19 protein-coding genes and 4 pseudogenes are annotated in these 25,337 nt (G+C 28.3%); 9 read left to right on the top strand and 14 right to left on the bottom strand.

Translation table 11 applies throughout. The annotated features are described in order from the left end of the window. Nucleotides 1-359: 359 nt before the first annotated feature. A complete protein-coding gene (locus CKV72_RS04625; protein ID WP_095177622.1) occupies nucleotides 360-1,250 on the top strand; it encodes a LysR family transcriptional regulator in 891 nt (296 codons plus the stop codon). A gap of 29 nt (nucleotides 1,251-1,279) precedes the next feature. Here the strand turns inward: CKV72_RS04625 and CKV72_RS04620 are convergent, their stop codons facing one another. The 5 genes and pseudogenes from CKV72_RS04620 to CKV72_RS04600 all read right to left on the bottom strand — a co-directional run. After that, nucleotides 1,280-1,807: a YeeE/YedE thiosulfate transporter family protein gene (locus CKV72_RS04620; protein WP_095177621.1), complete on the bottom strand. Its 528-nt coding sequence runs from the start codon at nucleotides 1,805-1,807 to the stop codon at nucleotides 1,280-1,282. Nucleotides 1,808-1,821: 14 nt separating this feature from the next. After that, a complete protein-coding gene (locus CKV72_RS04615) occupies nucleotides 1,822-2,049 on the bottom strand; it encodes a sulfurtransferase TusA family protein (protein WP_095177620.1) in 228 nt (75 codons plus the stop codon). A gap of 21 nt (nucleotides 2,050-2,070) precedes the next feature. Beyond that, on the bottom strand, nucleotides 2,071-2,754 hold the full coding sequence (locus CKV72_RS04610) for a YeeE/YedE thiosulfate transporter family protein (RefSeq protein WP_095177619.1): 684 nt from the start codon (nucleotides 2,752-2,754) through the stop codon (nucleotides 2,071-2,073). A gap of 174 nt (nucleotides 2,755-2,928) precedes the next feature. Next, nucleotides 2,929-3,612: a phosphoribosylaminoimidazolesuccinocarboxamide synthase gene (locus CKV72_RS04605; RefSeq protein ID WP_095177618.1), complete on the bottom strand. Its 684-nt coding sequence runs from the start codon at nucleotides 3,610-3,612 to the stop codon at nucleotides 2,929-2,931. A gap of 462 nt (nucleotides 3,613-4,074) precedes the next feature. Further along, a pseudogene (locus CKV72_RS04600) lies at nucleotides 4,075-4,281 on the bottom strand (GNAT family N-acetyltransferase); the annotation flags it as partial. 192 nt (nucleotides 4,282-4,473) lie between these two features. Here CKV72_RS04600 and CKV72_RS04595 point away from each other — a divergent pair. Further along, nucleotides 4,474-5,985, top strand: a complete 1,512-nt coding sequence (locus CKV72_RS04595; protein ID WP_095177509.1) for a transposase — start codon at nucleotides 4,474-4,476, stop codon at nucleotides 5,983-5,985. A gap of 170 nt (nucleotides 5,986-6,155) precedes the next feature. On the opposite strand, the pseudogene CKV72_RS04590 reads toward CKV72_RS04595, so the two are convergent. After that, nucleotides 6,156-6,398 (bottom strand): annotated as a pseudogene (locus CKV72_RS04590) (GNAT family N-acetyltransferase); the annotation flags it as partial. 64 nt (nucleotides 6,399-6,462) lie between these two features. Continuing rightward, on the bottom strand, nucleotides 6,463-6,780 hold the full coding sequence (locus tag CKV72_RS04585) for a hypothetical protein (protein ID WP_095177617.1): 318 nt from the start codon (nucleotides 6,778-6,780) through the stop codon (nucleotides 6,463-6,465). A gap of 157 nt (nucleotides 6,781-6,937) precedes the next feature. Here CKV72_RS04585 and CKV72_RS04580 point away from each other — a divergent pair, with 157 nt between their 5' ends. After that, nucleotides 6,938-7,831 (top strand): radical SAM protein, encoded by an 894-nt coding sequence (locus CKV72_RS04580; RefSeq protein ID WP_095177616.1) that lies wholly within the window; start codon nucleotides 6,938-6,940, stop codon nucleotides 7,829-7,831. Nucleotides 7,832-8,070: 239 nt separating this feature from the next. Here CKV72_RS04580 and CKV72_RS04575 read toward each other — a convergent pair whose 3' ends face one another. Continuing rightward, nucleotides 8,071-8,601: a YcxB family protein gene (locus CKV72_RS04575; protein WP_095177615.1), complete on the bottom strand. Its 531-nt coding sequence runs from the start codon at nucleotides 8,599-8,601 to the stop codon at nucleotides 8,071-8,073. A 60-nt stretch (nucleotides 8,602-8,661) separates the two neighbouring features. Next, a complete protein-coding gene (locus CKV72_RS04570) occupies nucleotides 8,662-10,197 on the bottom strand; it encodes a zinc metalloprotease HtpX (protein WP_095177614.1) in 1,536 nt (511 codons plus the stop codon). Between the two features lie 228 nt (nucleotides 10,198-10,425). On the opposite strand from CKV72_RS04570, the gene CKV72_RS04565 reads away from it, so the two are divergent. The 3 genes from CKV72_RS04565 (at nucleotide 10,426) to CKV72_RS04555 (ending at nucleotide 14,428) form a co-directional block, all read left to right on the top strand. After that, on the top strand, nucleotides 10,426-12,369 hold the full coding sequence (locus CKV72_RS04565) for an ABC-F family ATP-binding cassette domain-containing protein (protein WP_095177613.1): 1,944 nt from the start codon (nucleotides 10,426-10,428) through the stop codon (nucleotides 12,367-12,369). A 154-nt stretch (nucleotides 12,370-12,523) separates the two neighbouring features. Then, a complete protein-coding gene (locus CKV72_RS04560; RefSeq protein ID WP_095177612.1) occupies nucleotides 12,524-14,161 on the top strand; it encodes a M20/M25/M40 family metallo-hydrolase in 1,638 nt (545 codons plus the stop codon). Between the two features lie 99 nt (nucleotides 14,162-14,260). Further along, nucleotides 14,261-14,428, top strand: coding sequence for a CDIF630_02480 family spore surface protein (locus CKV72_RS04555; protein WP_089867610.1), 168 nt, complete (start codon nucleotides 14,261-14,263; stop codon nucleotides 14,426-14,428). Nucleotides 14,429-14,592: 164 nt separating this feature from the next. Here CKV72_RS04555 and nifJ read toward each other — a convergent pair whose 3' ends face one another. The 4 genes and pseudogenes from nifJ to CKV72_RS04535 form a co-directional block, all read right to left on the bottom strand. Then, complete coding sequence (gene nifJ, locus CKV72_RS04550; protein ID WP_095177611.1) at nucleotides 14,593-18,120, bottom strand: pyruvate:ferredoxin (flavodoxin) oxidoreductase; 3,528 nt, start codon at nucleotides 18,118-18,120, stop codon at nucleotides 14,593-14,595. A 303-nt stretch (nucleotides 18,121-18,423) separates the two neighbouring features. Then, nucleotides 18,424-19,368 (bottom strand): transposase, encoded by a 945-nt coding sequence (locus tag CKV72_RS04545; protein ID WP_095177610.1) that lies wholly within the window; start codon nucleotides 19,366-19,368, stop codon nucleotides 18,424-18,426. A gap of 50 nt (nucleotides 19,369-19,418) precedes the next feature. Continuing rightward, nucleotides 19,419-19,700, bottom strand: a complete 282-nt coding sequence (locus tag CKV72_RS04540; protein WP_095177609.1) for a hypothetical protein — start codon at nucleotides 19,698-19,700, stop codon at nucleotides 19,419-19,421. A gap of 304 nt (nucleotides 19,701-20,004) precedes the next feature. Then, nucleotides 20,005-20,256, bottom strand: a pseudogene (locus CKV72_RS04535) (DUF1294 domain-containing protein); the annotation flags it as partial. Nucleotides 20,257-20,482: 226 nt separating this feature from the next. Between CKV72_RS04535 and cooS the strand changes: the two are divergent. Next, a pseudogene (gene cooS, locus CKV72_RS04530) lies at nucleotides 20,483-22,627 on the top strand (anaerobic carbon-monoxide dehydrogenase catalytic subunit). Between the two features lie 355 nt (nucleotides 22,628-22,982). After that, entirely contained in the window at nucleotides 22,983-23,591 is a 609-nt protein-coding gene (locus CKV72_RS04525; RefSeq protein WP_089867528.1) for a YjgB family protein, read from the top strand. Between the two features lie 139 nt (nucleotides 23,592-23,730). Here the strand turns inward: CKV72_RS04525 and trhA are convergent, their stop codons facing one another. After that, nucleotides 23,731-24,387 carry a PAQR family membrane homeostasis protein TrhA gene (gene trhA / locus CKV72_RS04520; RefSeq protein WP_089867524.1) on the bottom strand — a complete coding sequence of 219 codons (657 nt, stop codon included), beginning with the start codon at nucleotides 24,385-24,387 and terminating at the stop codon, nucleotides 23,731-23,733. A gap of 257 nt (nucleotides 24,388-24,644) precedes the next feature. Between trhA and CKV72_RS04515 the strand changes: the two genes are divergently transcribed. Then, a complete protein-coding gene (locus tag CKV72_RS04515; RefSeq protein ID WP_095177607.1) occupies nucleotides 24,645-25,226 on the top strand; it encodes a DUF1836 domain-containing protein in 582 nt (193 codons plus the stop codon). The last annotated feature ends 111 nt before the right edge of the window (nucleotides 25,227-25,337 follow it).

Raw genomic sequence — 25,337 nt, 5'->3', positions numbered from 1 at the left:
AAGGTAGGATACAAGCTATGATACATATATGACAATATATAAGCTTTTATTGTTAAATATATACTTTATAGAAAATTTATATGGTAGTTCTTTTATTTACAGACATATTTGTTCTTATTATAATATTTTGTGATATAATAATACAATATATTATAATATTATTAAAATTATATAATTATATACGAAAATAATGAAAAACAATGAATTTAAAACAAGTAAAAAACGTATGAATAGCTTTATAGAGTTAGTTATAAATAAATTTAAAATAAAATATAAATAGGAAAGGTAGGTGAAAACCGTTATAAATTTACTAAAATCAATAATACTAACTTTTAGTAGATTTTATATAACGGGATTATGTGAATCTTGAATATCTACAATCATTTTATGTTACAGTTAAATCTAATAGTATATCAAAAGCCGCAGAAAATCTTCACTTAACTCAGCCTGGCCTTAGTATGCAACTTAAAAATTTAGAAAAAGAATTGGGAGTAACTCTTTTAAATAGAAGTAATAAGGGCGTAGAAATGACTGAAGAAGGTAAGGTTGTATTCGATTATGCACATACAATTTTAGATATAAAAGGAAATATAGAAAGAGATCTTAAAAGCTTACATGAAACTGTTCCAACATTGATTATTGGATCTTGTAAAAGTGTAGGAGAATATGCTCTTCCTTGTAGTATTTATACTTTTAAGAAATTTAATAAAGATATAGATATACATATGCAAATAGATAATTCTGAAGAAGTTATAAAAAAATTATGTGATCATACTATTAACATTGGTATTGTACAAAAACATCCTGAAAATAATAGCATATCTACAAAAACTATAATTTCAGATGAATTGGTTTTAGTTGGAAGCGCTTATAATGATAAAAACAAGATTTCCTTAGAAGAACTAAGAGATTTACCATTAATATTAAGAGAAGAAGGTTCTGGTACAAGAGAGATAATTTTAAACTCTCTAGAAGAGAAAAATATTGATTTAAGAGATTTAAATGTTATATATAATTTAAATTCTCCAGAAGCTATTAAATCTTCCATTTCTTCAGATAAAGGATTCTCTTTTCTACCTAAACTCATAATTAACAAAGAATTGAAAAAAAACTACCTTAAGCAAATTGATATAGATGAATTAAAAATTGATTTTAAGTATTATCTTATTTATAGAAAAAACTATAGACTTACATCTTATGAAAAAAGATTTGTAGACTTTATCATATCTAGTAAAAGAGGATTTTGTTAAAATTTTTAGCATAGGGGAAATTAACCTTCCTATGCTAAAAATTTTACTATTATTTTAACACCTACCCATGCTCCCAGGGTAATAAATATACCAAAAATCCATGCATGAAGAGAAAAGGATGGAATTCCGCTAAAAAAACTACCTACAGTGCATCCAAAAGCAAGTCTTGTACCATATCCCATCATAATTCCTCCTAAAAGTGCAAATAATAATTGTCTTCTATTCTTTATTTTTTTCCATTTAAACTGTGATGCTAATAAAGTAGCAATTAATGCCCCTAAAACTGTTCCCATATTTAATATAGTATATCTGTTTATAAATAAATTATTATTCTCAATTATTGTTTGATAATTATGCTGAAGATAGGTAAAATACTCCCACTTTAATGGTTCCAATCCCATCCACTGCAAAATTCCAACAGACCACAATAAAAAACCGCTAGTTATATGCCAACTAGTTCCAGTTGTCCACAATAAAACTACATTTATAACCCCAAGTAATATACCTCCTAGCCAATAAGGCCAAGGTTTTTTTATCCACTTTTTAATATCCTCCATAGTTCTACTCCTTTTTACCTAGGTTTTTGAACATAAATATCCCAATATCCCCCTTCTAATTCTACAACTTTTATTGGATAATTATTTTTTTCTCCCCATTCCTCCATACTTATTCCAACACAACTATGATCTGAATGTAGAATTAATATATCTCCTGGTTTCATTTTCTTTAGTTCCTTCATTGCCTTTATTATAGGAATTGGACAAGCCTCATACAAACAGTCAATTTCTTTTACTGACATAAATATTCCTCCATTATTTACTTATATCTTTTTATTCCAAAACTTAGCTGATAATTTGTATATGATTATTAAAACAGTTATTTGCAGTAAAACAACCATTTTAAAATCTATATATTCCGGGAAATAAACAACTTTAGCTTTACTTATAATATTTTTATACCAAAACGAATAATCTTTAGCTCCCATAGCAGTGCCAATTAAGAATCCTAAAAGAACAATCCACTGCAAAGCGTGTCCCTCTCCAATTCTCATAAGCACACCAGAAGCGCATCCCCCTGCAAGCACCATTCCTATTCCAAATACAAATGCTCCTAATGCTACATGAGTCCCCACAGATTCTATAGTTCCAGGTATATATTTGTAATTTATATCATTACTTTTAATATAAATATTCTGAATTATAGAAAAACCTAGGGTGCTTATTATCATCCCAAGTATCATTCCCCGTAGTATTTTTGTATTTCCTGTAAGAAATGGATCTCTAAATGCAGCTGCAAAACAGAATCTAGAATATCTTAATACAATTCCAATGCATACTCCAAAAATCCAACTGTATGCATAATTTTTGTTGTTATTCCAAAGAAACAAAAAAATAATTAATGCAATTATAATTCCTATAATAGCATATAAAATCTGATTATTTTTTTTAGTTTCTGTTTTAACTTGCCTTTTTTTTATCAATTCATCTATTTCATTTATTGACATACAATCATCCTTCAAGTTCTTATTTTATTTTTAATAATTATAACATATTTAAAATAGCTTAGTAAATTTAAGATGCTAATTACATAAATTTTAAGATTTTACTATAAAATAAAACCCATGTATTACTAGTCATTACATGGGTTTTCACCTTAGATTATTTTTAATATTAAATTATTATTCTAACATTAATTTTTCTAAAACTAAAGGTTCTATATATTTTCCATCTTTATATGCTCTCATATTTCCACCAGAAATTTCATCTATTAATGCAATATGATTATCTTCTCCCACTCTTCCAAATTCAAGCTTAATATCATATAATTCTATACCTTTTTTAGCTAATTCATCTTTTACTATGCCACTTATTTTTTTAGTAAGATCTTTTAATATATCATATTCTTTTGAGGAAAGTATTCCAAGCATATCAAGAGCATCTTTAGTTATTGGAGGATCTTGACGTTGGTCATCTTTAAGAGTAACTTCAACAAAAGCATCTAAAACTTGTCCTTCTTTTGCATACATGCCATAACGACGCATGAAACTTCCAACAGCTCTATATCTACAAATTACTTCTAATCCCTTTCCAAATACTTTAGCTGGCTTTACTTTCATTGTACCCTCTTCTATATTTGCGTCTATGTAATGAGTTGGTATATTTTCTTCCTTTAATCTCTCAAAAAACATTTTAGTTAATTTAAGGGCAGCTTTACCTGATCCTTTCATAGTTAATCCAACACTATTAGCACCTGGATCAAAAACCCCATTTTCCCCTGTTACATCATCTTTAAATTTTAATAAATAATTTCCGTCTTCTAAAAGAAATACATCCTTTGTTTTACCCTTATAAACAACCTTCATGAAACCACTCCTATAAATTAAAATTTTGTATTATTATTTTCTATATTAACTATACATTTATTATATACTAACTTTTTTATAAAAATCAATACAATTATTCGATATGATACATATATTTTTTATATTTTATACTTATATCGTTTGGATAATTAGGATAATTGGGGACGGTTAATGATTTTTGATAAATTTTTTAGAAATAATAAAAAAATTGTATATGATAATAAATTAAAAGATATTGAAAATGAATTTAAAGGAACCTTATTTGAAGCTTTTAAAACTGGTGATGCCTAATAGTGACATAGCTCAAAAATCTATTAAGCTAAACAAAGAATGGCTTTCCTGTTATTAGCCTAAATATAGTAAATAAGCACATGCTGGACTTGCTGAAATGTATATAAATGATGAACGATTTACATACAGTATATTGTAGTATTTATTCTTAGTACGACATCTCCTATTTTATTAACTTTTTTTATATAACATATCTATATGTGGAATGTTATCTTCTAAATATTCATTTGATATTTCTTTAAAGCCAAGACTTTTATAAAAATCAATCAAATAGCATTGTGCCTGTATCTTGATTTCTTTTTCTCCTAAATTTTTCTCTATAAAGTTTATTGCCTCTATCATCATTTTTCTTGCTATACCCGTCCCCCTATAATTTTTAAAATATATTCGGAAACCCTTAGGCCTCCATTTATCTTAATCCCGAAGGGTGTCAATTTTAACTTCCCCCCAGAATTTTAAACAAAATATCAAAAAAACTTATATTTTTTCCAAAATCACTTGACAAAGTTTGTAAAATTTGTAGCCTCGCACTATAGAAACTATTTACAAAATATTGCGAGGTGATTTTTTATGTTAGGTTATTGGCGTAGCCATTGTGATTACCAAAGTCTTCTTTTGTCAAGCATTAGTGAACTTTATAAAACTGATCCCACTATCGTGGAATACTACTCATCAAGTATTGAAAAACTATATAATTTAAATCTTGATGATATAAAACCATTAATTAGAGAAACATATTCTCTAACTGGTAAACCTTCAAACCAGCAACCGGAACTCTTCAGATCATTTATATTAATGTCTGACTTAGGTTTTCATAGTCTACAAAAATGGATTAAGCACTTACGTGCACATGATATACTTTGCACCATCATTGGTGTTGAAAAATCTAATGTACCAGGATTAGGTACTCATTATGATTTCATATCGAGATTTTGGGGTATGAGCCCTAAGGCTGAAAAATCAGCCAAGGACTCACTTCATTCTTTTACTTCCAAGCCCCACAAAAAACTTGGCAAGAATGAAAAACTACCACCAAAACATCCTGGTGTTATTAAAAATTTAGTTGAACAGGCTCTTAAAGGACGAACTGTCGAAACTCGCCCTGAAAAGCTATTTCAACAAATTTTTGCTAAGTTAGCTATTGAGCCTTCCGCTAAACTCGGTCTCCTTGGTAATACTCAAAAACTTGATATATCAGGAGATGGTACCTGTCTTGAAACTGGCGGTAGCTCATTAGGCATTAAGACCTGTGATTGCATTAAAAAAGGTATTTTTAACTGCAAATGTAATAGAAGATTCTCTGACCCTGACGCTAGACGCGGTTGGGACAGTTACCACGAAAAATGGTATTATGGTCATTGCCTATATTTTCTTAGTGTCTATAATCCTAAACTTAAAAAGGATCTTCCTATATATTTTAGGATGGTACAAGCGCAGCGTTATGATGGTGTTACTGCAATTTTTGCACTTTCAGAAGTTAGAAAGATGTATCCTCAATTTAACTTTGATAAGTTCATCGCAGATGCTGCTCATGATAACTATCCTACGTATAAGCTTCTTAATGAATGGAATATAAAAGCTGTTATATCCCTTAATCCAAAGGGTGAAGGTAAAAATAAATATGAACCACCAATTGGATATACTAAGGACGGTATTCCCATCTGCAAATGCAACCAACCAATGGTATATGATTGGTACGATAAAGGCAGAAGTAGAATTAAATATAGATGTCCTTTAGTAAAAGGTAAAATTAAAGAATGTCCTCATAAGGAAGAATGTTCTCCTAGTGCCTACGGCCGTGTAATATACGTAAAGCCAAGTGATGACTTACGTTTATTTACTGCTATACCTAGAAACTCTGACCTTTGGAAACAAATAATGAAAAAGAGAACTTCTTCAGAGCGAGTAAATAAAAGAATACTTGAAGACTACAACATGGAACAAACCCACTGCCGTGGTAAAAAACGTTGGTCTTGGTGGACATTAATCCATAGCATCAATATTCATTTGGATGCTCAACTATCTGTTTCTAAAACTAACCTATTAGACATTATAAAATTAACTGCAAACAAAGCATGCTAGTCTAGATAATTGTTAAATTTTAAGAAAATTCACCTATCGGTGAGTTAGCTTTGCTATACTCTTTTTTAAAATAAAGTTAAATAAAAACAGTAATATAACAAATGCTCCGCACTAAAATAATATTAAAGCCATTTTGGAGCCAATTGGAAATTAGTTTCCGAATTCACTCTTTTATTTACTAATACTCTTCCAATAGATACCTCATTATACGAAACCTTTCTTGGAAGAATTCTTAAATAAGAAATAATTTCACCTTTGTCTTCTAAGTATAGGTGATAGGATTTTTTATCTTTGCCATCACAATCTTGATATGCACATTTTTGTTCTACAATAAATATCTTATTTCTTATTTGTAAAATTTTATATATTTCTTCACATTTCAATTCTTCAAACTTCTTTACATTCCAATTCAATACTTATTTCTCCTTTTCCAATTTACTATTAACAAACACCAATATTACTAAAAATATGGCGAAATTAATTTAATTTTTTACTTACATCTTCTAATAATTCTATAAATTCTTTTTGATTTTTAATTTCTAAGTATAAATCTAATAATGCTTTAGTTGACATAGAATTATATCCTTTATGTCCATTATTTAATATATTAATAAGTTGGATTTTAAAAACTTGTTCATTTTCTTTTGCATTAGTTAAGATTTTTTCTACTTTACAATTAATTAATTCTTCTTTTAGAGCTTCCCTTAAATTATTAGAAAAACTCTCCAAATAATCCCTAATTTCATCTGGATATGACGAAAAATTATTATTTAGTAAATCTTCTATTTTAAGCATAAAATTCTCCTTTTAAATATTTATTTTTTTAATTTTCAATAATTATCTCATATTATATTTCATTATTATATAATAAAATTTAGCTAATATTCATTAACCGTCCCCCATTTTATTTGATATAATTATATCAGAAACTTATAGATAAAAGGAGAAAAACATGCTAAATCAATGTAGATTATGTCCTAGAGAATGTAATGTAAATAGATTAACGGGAGAAGTTGGATATTGTGGTGCTAGTGAAAAACTTATGGTATCTAGAGCTGCCCTTCATTTTTGGGAAGAGCCCTGTGTTTCTGGTGAAAATGGGTCTGGTACCGTATTTTTTTCAAATTGCAATTTAAAATGTGTATTTTGCCAAAATCATTGTATTAGTCAAGAAAATTTAGGAATAGAAATTTCAATAGAAAGGTTAAGTGAAATATTTTTAGAACTTGAAGAAAATGGAGCTAATAATATAAATCTTGTAACCCCTACTCATTATGCACCTCAAATAATTGAGGCATTAAAGCTATCAAAAGCTAATGGATTAAACATCCCCATACTTTATAACTCCAATGGTTATGATAGTTTGGATACATTAAAAGCTTTAGATGGATATATTGATGTATATCTTCCAGATTTAAAATATTATAATTCAAAATACTCTTTGAAATATTCAATGGCTAAAGATTATTTTGAAAAAGCATCTATTGCTATAGAAGAAATGTATAGACAAGTTGGAAAACCTGTTTTTGATGAAAATGGCATAATTAAAAAAGGTATTATAATAAGACATCTTATGCTTCCAGGATTATTATTTGACTCTAAAAAAATATTAGATTATATACATAAAACCTTTGGTAATAACGTATATATAAGTCTTATGAATCAATATACTCCTATGTTTAAAGCCTCAAACTATCCGGAAATTAATAGAAAGTTAAATGAAAAACACTATAATTCAATTATAGATTATGCTTTAGATTTAGGAATTAAAAATGCATTCATACAAGAAAGTGAGTCATCTTCAGAGGAATTTGTACCAGATTTCAAGAGTTTTACAGGAATATAAAATAAAGGAAGATACTTAACTTTTAGTGTCTTCCTTGTTTATCCAAAATATCTTCAATACACTACCCATTTACAAAAAAATCATCATAGGGTACACCTCTATACATTTTCCAAAGTGCAAGTATTACAATAAGGGAAAAACTTATTACATAACTAGTTGTATCAGCTTTAGACGCATATAGCGTAAACTGTCATCTTTTTGCATTGTTTTAATACCTCCCTTCATTACACTTTTATATATTATATAGTTCTAAAAGACTTTCCCAATTTTTCTTTTAAAAATCTGATAATTTCAGTTTTATATTCATCTTCGATATCTTTTTTACGTATTAATGATGCCATGTTAGCATTATAGTAAAAAATTAAATATTCCTTAGATTCAAGTAAACTATAAAATTGATCATAACGTATTTTACTTTTACCCTCAACAATATCATTGATTACAATAACGTAATCATCACAGAATGATATTGTTTGATATGTACCAAAGGTTCCTATTTTATCTGTTTTAATTCTCTTTTTATTTTTATGTTCAACTTTAAAACATATAGTACCAAATACAAGTAATGTCATAAATATCCACGTAATTAAAAAAGCAACAATATTAAAAGTTCCATTTTCAAAAGCTATAATACCTGCTCCAATTGCTGCTATTAACAGTATCATCGGAATAATAATTGGTGATTTCTTAAAGGTAGCTAAATATAGAAACTTTCGATAGTCTTCCTTGTCCATTTTTGTTTTTACTGTAAATAATATTTTTTCTTCCATACCATAAATAACTCCTATTATTAATATATTTACTTAGAAAAATAGGGCTAAAATTTAACCCTAAATAAATAATTTTATACATAACCCTAAAATCACAAGACCATATGCAAGTATTTTAGTTAACAAATAATTATAACATCTGTATTTATCATCATATATTTTTATATATCTACATACAAAGTAAGGTCTCATACCTCTTTTATACCAACCTACTACTTCAACTTCTTTTTCTTGAAATTTATCCGCTTCAAACAATCCGAATATTCCTTCAAGTATTTTAAGTGGTTGTCTATAATCTACCAACATTATGCCTGTTCCATCATCTACCACTAAATCTTCACTATAAAATAAACCTGGTATTCCCTTTCCTATAACTTTACCTTTTAGTACTGTAGGAATTCCCTTTATAGGGGATGCATCATCTCTTGATAAAAGTTCCTCTATAGTTCTTTCTTCATAGCCTTTTCCATAGGAATAATAGTATCTTAAAAGCATACTACCCCCTAAAATCACTATATACAATGGATTTCCCTTTATAAAATCAATAAAACCTATCTCTTTAATTAAAGAAGTTCTTATAAATACACCTATTGCCAAAGCATAAGGCAACATATTTATTACTGCATCTAATAAAAAGCTTCCTAATCCCTTTGTTGAACCTTCATCTTCTTCTATTTCAACATGATCTAATGCCATTATTCTTTTTCCTGTTAATGGATGAGTACTATTTATTTCATACCATTTTGCCCATGGATTTTTTAAATCCCATTTCATTAAATTAAGTTTCATCTTATTATTATCATCTAATTTATATGTGGATAACATCCATGAGTCATTTTGCAAATTGTTTGTAAATGCCATACAGGAAGCCTTAGGATTTTTATCTTTTTCTCTACTAGCTGTTCCATAAGCTATTTTTACTAAAGCATTTCTTAAATGTTCACCATTTCCCATTACTTCTTTTGCAAAATTATCAGAATAATATTCTCTCATTCTCGAAAATCCTAAAACCAAAAATCCACTTAATAAATACGCTGCATAAGCACCTAATCCTACAATATATTTAGCATCTGCTTTTTTATCTTTAGTTCTTAGATAAATTTGATACAATAGCATAGGAATTAAAGACACTACCATCATGGTAATAAAATCATAATGTTTTATATGCCCTAGTTCATGAGCTATTACAGCTTTTTGTTCTTCTTCATTTAACACATCCAAAAGCCCTGTGGTAATAACTAATTTTGCATCCCTTGGAATATGTCCATAGGTAAAAGCATTTGGATTACCATCTTTAATTATACCTATTTTAGGATGTGGTATATTGTATTCCTTACAGGATTCTTCTATAAATTTTAATACATCTTCACTTATATATTTATCATAGTCCTCAAATAATACCCCATAAACCATTCCTATTATGGCAGGTCCAATTAGAAATTGAATTAATGCTATAGAAACAGAAAATCCTACTGCAAACCATAGACTTAAATCATATTTCCAAACTATTACCGTGCCAACTGCAAATAACAATCCAAAAGAAAGAAATAAAATTATTATAGATTTTCTTAAAATTGCATTGTAATAGTCTTTCATTTAATCAGCTCCTTTATATTTATATTACTCTAAACTGACTCTAATGGTTTTATTTAAATTAATTATTTCAACTTTTGTTAAATACTTCTTATATATAATTATACATCATAATATATTTAAAAACCTTAAATTCACATTAAATATGCAGTTAATAAAATTCTAAATTGCTCTTTTACCTTTAATGATATAAAATTATCCTATGTAATATATTATGAAGGCGGTAGTATAATGAATTTAATATCTGTAGAAAATTTAAGTAAAAGTTATGGTGAAAAAACTTTATTTAATGAAATTAGCTTTGGTATAAATGAAGGAGATAAAATAGGAATTATAGGTATAAATGGTACGGGAAAATCCACACTGCTTAAAATAATAGCTGGGATCGAAAGTTACGACAGCGGAAATATAATAACAAAAAATAATATAGTTATTGAATACCTTCCTCAGCACCCCTATTTTGATGAAAATTCTAACGTAATACAGCAGGTTTTTAAAGGAACCTCTCCTATAATGAAAACTATAAAAAATTATGAGAATGCTTTAGAGGAAGTTGAATTAAACCCTGAGGATAAAAGTTTACAAAAAAAACTTATGGATTTAACCTCAAAAATGGATAATTTAAACCTTTGGCAAATAGAAAGTGAAGCAAAAGCTATATTAACTACCTTTGGCATTACAAATTTTTATGAAAAGGTAAAAAATTTATCTGGAGGACAAAAAAAGAGAATAGCTCTATGCTCTTCCCTAGTAAATCCTTGCGATCTTTTAATATTGGACGAGCCTACTAACCATATGGATAATGAAATAATAACTTGGCTTGAAGAATACCTAAACAAAAGAAAAGGCGCACTTGTTATGATCACCCACGATAGATACTTTTTAGATAGGGTAACCAATAAAATATTGGAAATAAGTAAGGGACGGTTATTCAACTATTCGGGAAATTACAGCATTTTTCTAGAAAAAAAGGCAGAAAGAGAAGAACTAGAAAAGTCCTCTGAGTCCAAACGTCAAAATTTATTGAGGAGAGAACTTCAATGGATAAAAAGAGGTGCTAAAGCCAGATCCACTAAACAAAAGGCTAGAATTGATAGATTTAATAAATTGTCAGAGGAAAGTATAGATTTAGATGATAATAAAGTGGATATATCAACATCCTTTACAAGACTTGGCAAAAAGGTTATAGAGCTTAAAGATATAAGTAAAAGTTTTGGAGATAAAACTCTTATAAAAGATTTTAATTATATAGTTTTACCAAAAGACAGAATAGGTATTGTGGGACCTAATGGAGCAGGTAAATCAACTCTTATAAAAATTTTAAATGGAGACTTAACCCCTGATAAAGGAACTATAGAAATAGGTGAAACCGTAAAGATAGGATATTTTTCTCAGGAATGTGGATCAATAGATGATGATTTGAGAGTTATTGAGTACATTAGAGAAACTGCTGAATTTATAACTACTTCTGATGGAAGTAAAATATCTGCGTCTCAAATGTTAGAAAGGTTTTTATTTGATTCAGAAATGCAATGGTCCCTTATAAGAAAGCTTTCTGGTGGAGAAAAAAGAAGATTATATCTTTTAAAAGTACTTATGGACGCTCCAAATGTGTTACTTTTAGACGAGCCTACTAATGATTTAGATACAGAAACCCTAACCATATTAGAAGATTATCTTGAAAACTTCAATGGTTCAGTAATTTCTGTTTCCCATGATAGATATTTTTTAGACAAAATAGCAGATAAAATATTTGTCTTTGAAGGAAATGGAGTTATACAAAAGCACACTGGAAACTACTCCGAGGTTATGGAGGTTACGGGGGACGGTTATTGCAAATCTACCAAAAGTTCAAAAGAAGAAGTTAATGAAGTTAATGATAATAAAAATTTTACTGAAACAAAAAACAATAAGTCAAAGCCTAAAAACAAATCTTTAAAATTTTCATATAAAGAAAAATTGGAGTATGAACAAATTGATGAGATTATAGAAGACTTGGAAGAAAAAATAATTAAGTTAGATGAAGAAATATCTGAAAATACTTCTGATTTTCAGAAACTTCAAGAATTATTAAAGAAAAAGCAAGATTTAGAAAAACTTTTAGAAGAAAAGATGAACAGATGGACTTATCTTAATGAGTTAGCTGAAAAAATTGAAGAACAAAAAAATAACTAAAGTTAAAAATTAAAAACTAAGGGACGGTTAATGAAAATTAACTAAAACAAAAATAGTTAATTTTCATTAACCGTCCCTTTTATTCTAGACATTTTCATAATTACATCTTAAAATGGATTAGGATTAATATATTTGCTACTAAGGAGGAACTTAAATGAATATAAAAGATAAAATAATGAATACACTATTAGAACTAGTATCGGTACCTGGTATAGCTGGAACGAAGTCAGAAGGATTAACAGCAGAAAAAACTCTAAGTATACTAGAGGACATCCCTTATTTTCAACAACATCGTGAAAATCTTAACTTGATAAAAATAAAAAGCGATCCTCTAAATAGAAGTTTTGTTAGTGCTTTATTTTGTAGTTCTAAGCCTTCTAAAAAAACCATAATATTAACAGGACATTTAGATGTAGTGGATATAGAGGATTATGGTCATTTAAAAGAGCTAGCCTTTAATCCAATAGAACTAAAAAAAAGAATTAAAGAATTACCTTTAGATAAAGATGCAATAAATGATTTAGAATCCGGCGATTATATATTTGGAAGAGGTACTGCAGATATGAAATTTGGACTTGCTCTTCATATAGAACTTTTAAGAGAATTATCTTTAAGAGATGATTTTGAAGGTAATATATTATTTTTAGCAGTGCCTGGAGAGGAAAGCAATTCCGAAGGAATGTTGGCTGCAGTACCACATCTTTTAGAATTAAATAAAAAATATGGATATAAATATATTGGATTATTCGTATCTGAATGTTGCATTCCTAAAGAAATAGGCGATGAAACAAAACGAATATATCTTGGAACTGCTGGTAAAGTAATGCCTTTATTTTTATTTGTAGGCAAAGAAACCCACGTATATGAATCCTTTAGTGGGCTAAATCCAAATCTATTAGCAACTGAACTAAATAGATTATTAGAATTAAATCCTGATTTTTGCGATATTAATAAAGGAAATATAACTCCTCCTCCAACTTGTTTAAAACAAACTGACTTAAAAGAATTATATTCTGTACAAACTCCTCTTATGGCAGCTTCTTATTATAATGTGTTAACTCTTAATTTGTCTATAGATGAGCTTATAGAAAAATTGAAAAATTTATGTTTTCAAGCATTCCATAATACATTAAATATAATTGAAAAAAGTGTAAATAAATTTGCTTCAATTTCTAATAGAAACTCATTGAGAGAGGAATTTGAACCTAAGGTATTAACTTATGAAGAGGTTTATAAAAAAGTTAAGGAAACACTCGGTGACAAATTTGATACATATATTCAAGGAAAAATTGAACAATGGATAAATGAAAATATGGATCTTCAAACTATTGCTATAAACATAATGAAGGAAACTTATTTAAATTATCCAGATAAATCCCCTGCTATAATAATAGGCTTTGCGCCACCTTATTATCCAGATAAACATCTTATAGAAGATAAAGCTGATGACATGGTACTTTTAAAAGTTATCGATAATATTTTAGAATATGCAAAAGATAAATTTAATACAAATATAGAAAAAGATCATTATTACATGGCTCTTTGTGATTTGAGTTATACAGGTATTACGAATAAAAAAGGACTTAATACCATTGCTTCAAATATATTAGGAATAAATAAAAGCTATAATTTACCTGTAGATGAATTATCTCAATTAGATATACCTTCTATAGCCTTTGGTGGTTTTGGAAAAGATTTTCATAAATTTTCTGAAAGGCTTAATATATCCTATTCTTTTGAAGTTGTTCCTAACTTATATGAAAAAGCTATTTATGAGCTATTTAATAATTAGTAAATTTTTATTTTCTAAAAAAATAGTATAAGTTTTTACTTTAGTAGAATAATAATTTTAGACCTTAAATTTATATATCTATACAAGGAGGCTTTTATTATGCGTACAATAAAAGTAAAGGCACAAAATAAGAAAACTCCAATAGAAAACCATGACACAGCAGCTTGGGCAAATATAGAGTATTTAAAACCTGTATCTCAAGTTTCCGTTCCTAGCGAAATAGAAATTTTTAATGCTAAAGAATGGGTAGATTCTAACCAAAAATAATTATAAGGTCTAACTTCTCCTCAATTTAAGCACCCAAATTTTGGGTGCTTTTTCTTGTTCTATAAATATATAAATAAAGAAAGGGCTGTAGCATTAGGAATAAATACTACAATATATTAACACTATATTGTATATAAATTTCTTAATACTACAGCCCCTTTATTTTAAAAGTTCTGATCTATTTTTTTATAAACTTCATATCTTTCTTTTGCATGTTTTGCTGATTCTTCAAATAACTTTTCTGCTGCTTCTGGAAATACATTTGCAAGGGACGTGTATCTTATTTCTCCCTTTATAAAATCCATAAATGAATCTGTAGGTTCTTTTGAATCCAATGAAAAAGCTTTTTCTCCCTTTTCTTTTAATAATGGATTATATCTATACAAATGCCAATATCCCGAAGCAACCGCTTTTTTCTCTTCTGCTACACTGCTTCCCATACCAGATTTTATTCCATGGTTTATACATGGCGCATAGGCAATTATTAAAGCAGGTCCTTTATACTCTTCTGCTTCTCTTATTGCTTTTATAGTTTGATTCATATTTGCTCCTAAAGCAATTTGAGCTACATAAACATAGCCATAACTCATAGCCATAAGTCCTAAATCTTTCTTTCTTATTCTCTTTCCTGCTGCTGCAAATTTTGCCACTGCTGCCGTTGGAGTTGATTTTGACATCTGTCCTCCTGTATTTGAATAGACTTCAGTATCTAATACTAAGATATTTACATCTTCTCCCGATGCCAATACGTGATCTAATCCTCCATATCCTATGTCATAAGCCCATCCATCTCCACCTATTATCCATACCGATTTTTTAACTAAATAGTCTTTTTTATCCATTATTTCTTTCAACTTTGGATTATTTTCATATCCATGACTATTCAATATTTGTAATACTTTGTCTGAGATTTCTCTAGATTTTTCACCATCTTCTTTAGATTTTAACCATTCGGAGAAAATATCTTTCATATCCTGTGGAATATCTTCTTGTATCAACTCTGCCATAAGACCTGCAATTCTTTCTCTTATTTGTTTATCTCCTAAGTACATCCCATATCCATACTCTGCATTATCCTCAAATAAAGAGTTGCCCCAAGCAGGCCCTTGCCCCTTGCTATTTGTGGTATAAGGAATAGATGGCGCTGATCCTCCCCAAATTGAGGAACATCCTGTAGCATTAGCAATCATCATTCTATCCCCATAAAGCTGAGTTATAAGTCTTACATATGCTGTTTCACCACAACCTGGACATGCTCCATTAAACTCCAATAAAGGTCTTTTAAATTGACTACCTTTTACTGTATATTGATCCATAACTGTAGGTTTTTCCTCTTTGTATAGCGTTACTGCAAATTCCCAATTATCTGCTTGATTTTCTATTTCCTGTTCTGCAGGTTGCATTATAAGTGCCTTTCCTGGTGCAGGACATATATCAGCACAGTTACCACATCCTGTGCAATCTAGAGGACTTATTTGAATTCTATATCCATAGTTTTCAAATCCTTTTCCTATAGCTTTTTTAGTTTCAAAAGTTTTAGGAGCCCTATTTTTTTCTTCTTCTGTAAGTAAGAAAGGTCTTACTGTAGCATGAGGACATACATAAGAACATTGGTTACACTGAATACATTTATCTATTTGCCATTGAGGTACCATTACAGCAATGCCTCTTTTTTCATAGGAAGTAGTTCCTAATGGAAATGATCCATCTTCTTTTCCCAAGAAAGAACTTACTGGTAAATCATCCCCTTCTTGCCTTGCCATAGGTATTTGAATGTCTCTTACAAAATCAGGGACGGTTAATTCATTTTTAGCTTTTTCTTCTGCATTTTTCCAACTCTGTGGTACATTTATTTTAACTAATTTTTGTACTCCTTCATCTACAGCTGTATGGTTCATTTGAACTATTTTTTCACCTTTTTTACCATAGGTTTTGTTTATGGAATCCTTTAAGTATTTAGTAGCATCTTCTATAGGAATTACATTGGCAATTTTAAAGAAAGCTGCCTGCATTATCATGTTTATTCTTCCACCTAATCCTATATTTCTTGCTATATCTATTGCATCTATTGTATAAAAGTTTATATTATTCTCAGCTATATATTTTTTTATGGATGCTGGAAGTTTATCTTCTAACTCCTTTTCATTCCAAGGACAGTTTAATACAAAATTTCCTCCCTTTTTTAATCCCTTTAATAAATCATAGTTGTATAAAAAAGACTTGTTGTGACAAGCAATATAATCTGCATTATATACTAAATAAGGAGATTTTATAGGTTTTTTACCAAATCTTAAGTGTGATACCGTAGTTCCTCCAGATTTTTTACTGTCATAAGAAAAATAAGCTTGTGCATATAAATCAGTGTTATCTCCTATTATTTTTACTGCACTTTTGTTTGCTCCTACAGTTCCATCAGATCCAAGCCCCCAAAACTTACAGCTTATAGTGCCTTCAGGTGTTGTATCTACAAATTCTTCTGAGTTAAGTGATGTGTTTGTTACATCATCCTTTATGGATATTGTAAAGTTATCTTTTGGATTTTCCTTATCTAAATTTCTAAATACAGCTATTATATCTGATGGAGTTGTGTCTTTAGAACCTAATCCATATCTTCCTCCAACTATTAGTGGTTTATTTTCTTTATTATAGAATAATTTTGTTATATCAAGATATAATGGCTCTGATGGTGCACCTGGTTCTTTGGTTCTATCTAATACAGCTATTTTTTCTACAGTTTTAGGAAGTACATTCATAAAATATTTTTCTGAAAAAGGTCTGTATAAATGAACTTTTATTATTCCAACCTTTTCCCCTTTATCCATGAGATAATCGATTGTTTCTTCAACAGTATCACATACTGATCCCATTGCAACTATAATATTTTTAGCATCTAAGGATCCATAATAATCAAATGGATGATATTCTCTTCCTGTTATTTTTTTTATTTCATCCATATAATTTTCTACTATATCTGGTACTTCATTATAAAATCTATTAGATACTTCTCTTCCTTGAAAATATATATCTGGATTTTCTGCAGTTCCCCTAAGAATTGGTCTTTCAGGATTTAGGGATCTATTTCTAAATTCATCTATAGCTTTGTTATCTACAATTTTTGCTATGTCCTTATAATCTATAACTTCTATTTTTTGATATTCATGAGAAGTTCTAAAACCATCAAAGAAGTGTAAAAAAGGTATTCTAGATTTAATGGCTGATAAATGTGCTATAAAGCCTAAATCCATTGCTTCTTGAACGTTAGATGATGCTAAAAGGGCAAAGCCCGTTTGCCTACAAGCCATAACATCTTGGTGATCACCAAATATTGATAAAGCATGAGTTGCTAACGCACGAGCACTCACATGAAATACTCCTGGTAATAATTCTCCTGCCATTTTATACATATTGGGAATCATTAAAAGTAATCCTTGTGATGCGGTGTATGTAGTAGTCAATGCTCCTGCTGCTAGTGAACCATGTACTGCTCCAGCAGCTCCTGCTTCTGATTGCATTTCTACCACTTTTACCTGTTGGCCAAATATATTTTTCTTTCCGTGAGCAGACCATTCATCTACTCCTTCTGCCATTGGTGTTGAAGGTGTAATTGGAAATATAGCTGCTACTTCTGTAAGGGCATACGAGGCATACGCTGCAGCTGCATTTCCATCCATAGTTTTCATTATTTTTCCCATTTCGTACCTCCTTAAAATTAAGCTAATTTTTATTCTTCTTACAGTATTATTGGGATATTTTCATTTTTTTATTCGGGGACGGTTAATCTTTATTTAGCTCATTAAATTAAAATAATTTATTTATATAAATATTAATTTCATATCTATTTTTTACTTTCAGTATATTGATTATACTTGTCCACTTATTTTTATTAATTATAGGCATTCGAATAAAAACCCTCTATTAAGACTAAAATAAAAGGCTTAGATATGTATAAATTATTTTTAAGTTTTTAACTCAAGTTTAGTTAAATTGTGAAAATATTATGTACAAGCTAGCGCTTTGGAATCTCTATGTTCCGAAATAAACTTATTTATTATGTTTTTATATTTGTCTTCTGTGGATATAAGTTCAACTCCAATAGAACAAAGTCTTGATACTGTTGATTGAGCAATGTTTCCTAAGACTTTACATATATCCTTGCATCTATAATTGCAAAGACTTCTCATTAGCAGCGAAGCTAGCGCTTTTACAATTTTTGAATTTTTATTGTTTTTTACATGACACATTATTTTGTCTATTCCTGTTTCTTTTTCAATAAATTTTAGTATTTCATCAGGCTCAAAGTCTCTTACTATTATCGTTCTATCACTCCTGTATTCCGTTTCCTCATCTTGAAATTCTAGTTCATTTTTTATTTTTTCATCATCACATATGTAAACTAATTTAGCATAGTTTTCTCTGGCTTCTTTTACATTATTACTAAAATACTGCATTATAAACGCTTCATCTAAAAGACCTGTAGAATCTTTTTCAAGACCTAAGTATACTTTCAAACTTGAGTATTTATACTTTTCTGGGCATTTTTCATATCCTGTTATGTCTAACACATTGTTATGAATGTAGGCAGACAATGTAATAAGATATCTTTGTGTATCCACTATTTTACTTTTGAATCTGTCTTGAAATAAAGGTCCCCTTCTTTTATTAATTTTATTAAAATTTATTGCATAACTAAAATTTAGTCCATGCATTATTTTTGATATATCTGCACCATTAGAATCTATTATAAAATGTCCATGATTTGTCATTAAGCAATATGCATAAACTTTAAAACCATATTGTTTTTGATATTCTCTCATTTTATTTAAATATCTAATTTTATCTTCATGTTTCTCAAATAGGGATACCTCCGTTATACTTCTTATCATTACATGATATATAGCATCTTCTGATTTTTGTCTTCTTGTTCTTGGCAATAAAAACACCTCATTTCATATTTTGTATTTGAATTATTAACATGAAATGAGGTTTCTATTCAATTTTTATTTATTAATATATCAATATATTCTTGAGACTCTTTCACTGAAAATCCCATAGTCTCCATTAGTTTATTAGATGCATCGAATCTTTTACCTTCTTCAATAAGTGATAATATTTTATCATTATCTATTTTAAATTCATCTACTTCTTCTTTTTTAATGATTTTATCTAACTTGAAATTTATATGTCTTAAGTTATTTTCTAACTTATTAATTTTATTGCTAATGCTAATAAATATTAACATTGTAATTAACAATAATCCAATAATTATATACATAATAATAAACCTCCAAATTAAAATATCTTTCATGAAATATCCACTTTTTCTTAAACCATATATTAGTTAACCGTCCCCTCTACTAACCGTCCCCTCTACCTCTACCTCTACTTCTACTACTACCAACTCTGAATAAATATAGAATCAGGCTTTTCATCTTTAATACTTTTTATCAAATTTGTATTATTTTTAGGAAAAACCTTATTATGTAAATCTGATATTTGAACTATTTTATATCCATTAAATATGGAAGTCTACTACTTTTTATAAAATAATGGAATACTAAAACACTATTATTTCCCCAATACAGAAATATTAATAGTTGAATAAGTATTATAATAGGAATACCATACTTAAATTTAGCATGTTTAGTTTTATGTCTGAATGTTTTCATGCCTATATATGCTCCTATACTTCCTCCTAACATGGCTATTGAAAATAAAGTACTTTCCTTTATTCTCCACTTGCTTCTCTTGGCTTTCTCTTTATCTATATACATAAACAAAAGTCCTAACAAATTTATTAATATAAAATAGCATTTAAAATATTTAATCATAAGTACTCCTTTTCTTTTTTATTCATAAAAGTACGGTTAACTTTCATGTCCTTTTCTATATTATATAACAAAATCTACTCTAATTTTTATTAAATAATTTCAACTTTAATTTAAAACTAAAAGATAGTTAATAATTAACCGTCCCATTTTATATGTATATTAATATTTTATAAGTGCAAAACTAATTTTAACTATATTTAATATAATATTTAGGGAGGTTTTCATGATGTCCAACGAAAATATTAAAGACTCTTATGAAAAAAGTGCAAATAGAATGAGTGGCGATAATACAACTTTTGGTTCTAAACTTAAACCTGAAGATTTTAATGATCCTAATATTAATACTAATGCATTTAACGATAAAAAAGTTAATTATAATAATTTTCAAAAATCCCCTGCATCTATGAAAGAAGTACATAAATGGCAGAGACAACATATAAATAAAAAGGATCAATCCAAAGATGGATATCCTTTAAACGTAATAATAGATCCTGCCATGAGAGAAATGTATCAAATTGTAAATAAAGCTGGTATGACAAATGTTTTTGATCGTTTTAGTCAGCAACAACCAATTCAATGTAAATTTTGTATAGAAGGTTTATCCTGTCAACTATGTGCTAATGGACCTTGTCGTATAAGTCCTAATGTACCAAGGGGAACCTGTGGAGTAGATGCTCATACCATGGTTGCTAGAAACTTTATGTATAGACATGTAACTATAGGTACTTCTGCAAATATATTTCACGCTCATCAAGCTGCCAGAACCTTAAGAGCTGCAGGAAAGCATCCTGAAAGTGGCCTTAAAATACGAGATGCTGAAAAACTAAAAAACTTTGCTGATATGGCAGGATTAGATGCAAATAAACCTATAAATGAACTAGCTGTAGATTTTGCTAATTGGGTCATTAATGATATTCACAGTGAATAACATATTCCTTCTAAAGCTGTAGAAGCCTTTGCTCCTAGCAAACGTAAAGACTTATGGAAAAAACTTGGACTATTTCCTGGTGGAGGATATAGCGAAATTGCCTATTCTCAAACTAGTTGTATGACAAACTTCAGATCTGATCCTGTGGAATTTTTATTAAATAGTGTTCGTTTAGGTATTGCTAATGAATATCAAGGACTTTTCCTTTTAAATATTATTCAAGAAATACTTATGGGAACACAAGAAATAGAAATGAAAAAACAAAATATGGGACTTTTAAAGGAAAATAGAATAAATATTATAACAAATGGTCATATGCCTTTATTAGCTCATGTAGCCATAGATTTAGCTTCTACTGATGAATGGCAACAAAAAGCTAAAGAAGCAGGTGCTGATGGAATTCAAATTCTTGGTCACGTCTGTGAAGGACAACAATTAATAAATTATAGTGGAACTCATAATCAAACTGCATATACTGGTCAAGAAGGAGAATGGTTATCTGAGGAGTATTTATTAGCTACAGGGGTAATAGATTTATTTATGTTTGATTATAACTGTACAGTTCCAACTTTACCTTTATATGCTGAAAAATTTGGAACAAAACTTTTAAGTACCCATCCTGTAATAAAACTTCAAGGAACTGAAACTTTAGACTTTGTTCCAGAAAAAATGAAAGATCAAGCTGAAAAAGCATTAAATATGGCTTTAGAAGCTTTTAGAAAACGTAAAAAATCCAATAAAGAAATATATATTCCTCCTCATGTTTCAGAATGTATGGTTGGATTTAGTACTGAATCTGTTAAAGGCGCTTTAGGTGGAAGCTTTAAACCTTTAATAGAACAGATAGTTAATGGAAATATTAGAGGAATTGCAACTATTGTTGGATGTACTACTGCAAGATACGGCCAAGGTGGAAGTAATATATTTAAAATAACTAAAGGATTAATAGAAAATAATATATTAGTTTTATCTGGTGGCTGCACTTCTTCTGTTATGGAGTACACAGGTCTTACTCATCCTAATGCAGCAGATGAAGCTGGAGAAGGTTTAAAAACAGTTTGTAAACAATTAGGTATTCCTCCAGTACTTACTTATGGTGCCTGTGTAGATATAGGTAAAATGTCTCAAACTGCTAAAGAAATTGCAGATGAATTGAATGTAGATACTAATAAACTTCCACTAGTTATAGGTGCTCCTGAATATCTAGAACAAAAAGCAGTAGCAGATGCTTGTACTGCTGTAGCATTAGGTTGGCTAGTTCATATAGCTCCCGTTCCATCTATTACTGGTAGTGATTTGGTTGTTAAAACTCTTACCGAAACCACTGAATCTCTTGGTCTTGGAAAAGTGGTAGTTGAAATGGATGCAGAAAAAACTATAGAAATTTACAAAAATCATATAGAAAAAAAACGTAAAGAATTAGGTCTAGATTGCAACATTTAATATAAATATAGTTAATAGTATACAATGCCCTATAAAAGCCTGTAGTCTAAATTAAACTACAGGCTTTTACTAATTTTCTCTTAGTTAATATAATCTATGTCATTACTTACTTCTTCTATCTTAGGTATAATATTATTTATGAATGATATTTGATTTTTTAAATCCTTTCCTTTATATCCGTATCTTTATCATAGTCTTATATTCCATAGATATTGTACTCACTAGATTTGCTATATACCAAATTTAAAAATAAAAGTTTTTATTCATTCTAGTTCCTTGTCAAATAATGCTATAATATTAATATATACTATTACATTTAACTTCCAATTAAAATATTAAAAGGAGCAAAGATAGCATGATAAAAAAATTAACAAGCTTAATACTAACAATAGGAATATTATTTACTTTTACTTCTTGTACTATTAAAGAAAATAATAAGGATATAAATAATAATTCAACTTCAATTGAAAATAATACAAATAAAGAAGATAAATCTCACTTAATGCTTATATCTGAAATTAAAAATAAAGCTGAAACTGGCGGGATAATAAACAGTGAATTTAAAGCTGGTATTAATATTATAGATGATGTTACAAACTCTTTAGGAGAAGCTAACTCAAGTAATTATATAGCTAATGCCAAAGGTACTTATTATACTTTTGATAAACATAATGTAGTATTCGGATGTAACAAAGGTGGTGCAATATTTGAAGCGAGATCCTTTGATTCTAGAATTAACAATTTGAATCTAGAAAATATAAAAAAAGTTTATGGAAAGCCTGATTACAATATAGTGACCGAAAATAAAGAAAGAATTATTGGATATAAAATAAATGACAATTATAAAATTCTATTTGTATTCTCAAAAGGAACTGAAGTCAATCCTAAACTTCATCATTATTCAGTTTTATATCCAAAAGGTACTATAAATTCAATGGCTAGTAACCCAGGGCGCCAATGGTAATCTATCTGTTATTTTTGAACATATTAGCTTTATAAAAAATAAAATAAATCAATACAGTTTTCTAAAATTTAATGGAAGTTAGTAATTCTAACCTCCATTAAATTTTAGTATAACATACTAACTAATCTATCAATAATCCCTATAATACATATCTAAATATACAAATATAGTGACTAAAGCTTCCTAAAAGTATAAATATATGAAATATCTCATGAAAACCAAAATGTTTAAATTTTAATTTGCGTGGTTTAGCTGCATAAATAATTGCACCTATGGTATAAAAAACGCCTCCTAAAATAAGCCATAATATACCTAAACTACTTATAGAGTAAGCTATAGGTTTTATGAAAAATATTACAAACCATCCCATAAATATATAAAAAGCTGTGGAAACCCACCTTGGCAAGTTAAACCATATCATTTTAAATAACACTCCTGAAATCGCCATAGTCCATACCGATATAAGTATAATCCATCTTAAATGTCCACTAAGTGCAATTAAACATACTGGAGTATATGTTCCAGCTATTAAAATAAATATCATAGAATGATCTAATCTTCTTAAAAAAGCTATTATTTTTTCTGTGGAATTTACTAAATGATATACAGAACTTGCTGTATACAAAAATATAAGACTTACGCCAAATGTGATAGCTGCTGTAAGCTGAAGATTATTACCATAAGGTGAGCTTAAGACTTTTGCTATAAGCAGTATTAATCCAACTAATGAAACCAATGCTCCAAATAGATGAGTAAACCCATTTATAGGTTCTCTAAAAATTCTTTTTCCATTCATAATAGATTCCTCCAAAATTTAAATTCTTTAAAGTTATTTTACCATTTTACCGATTTTATATTGATATGATATAATATAGTTTTTAAAACTATATATTGATATATTAATATTATACAATATCATTTTATAAATGCAAATACTTTTTAATAAAACTAATATCTTGAAATACTTCTTTATATGATTTAATATTTAGAATAAGAATATAATTTTCCAATGTTTTTTTTAATTTTTTCAAATAATTTTAAAGGAGTTTTAATATGAAAGATTATAAAAATGAAATATTAGAAACTATAAAAGATTTAAATTTAAATGAAACAATACCATTATCAGATATCCCCAAAATATATTTATACATGGATCAAGTTATAACCTTATTCGAAAATGCTCTTAGCAAAACTAAAAGGAATAAGGATGATAAAATTTTAACTAAAACCATGATAAATAATTATACAAAAGATAAACTACTTATGCCTGCAGATAAAAAAAAGTACTCAACTGATCATATTATAATGATGATTCTAATATATAATTTAAAGCAAATTCTATCTATAAATGATATAAAACTTTTATTAAATAAATTAGTAGAAAAATTTAATACAGACAATGATAGTATCGACTTAGAAAATTTTTACAAACATTTCTTGCATATTCAAAATATAGAAACAAACAACTTTTATAAAATTATAGAAGATAAATTAAATTTTATATTAGATGATAAATTCAATATAGATGGTGACGAGGATTATTCTAGACTTGTTATAATAATACTTACACTTGTATACAATGCAAACATGTATAAGCGTTTAGCAGAAAATCTTATTGATAAATATTGTTGTTAGTTTAATAAAAAAGCTTAATGGGATAACAAATTTACCCCATTAAGCTTTTTTGTAGTTCGTTATAATTTATTAACTAATTCACTAACAATTCATTAACCGTCCCCTATAATC

This window comes from Clostridium cochlearium, from assembly GCF_900187165.1.
GTDB lineage: Bacteria > Bacillota > Clostridia > Clostridiales > Clostridiaceae > Clostridium_G > Clostridium_G cochlearium.
Note: the sequence above shows the minus strand (reverse complement) of the source record. Positions and strands in the feature narration are given on the sequence as shown.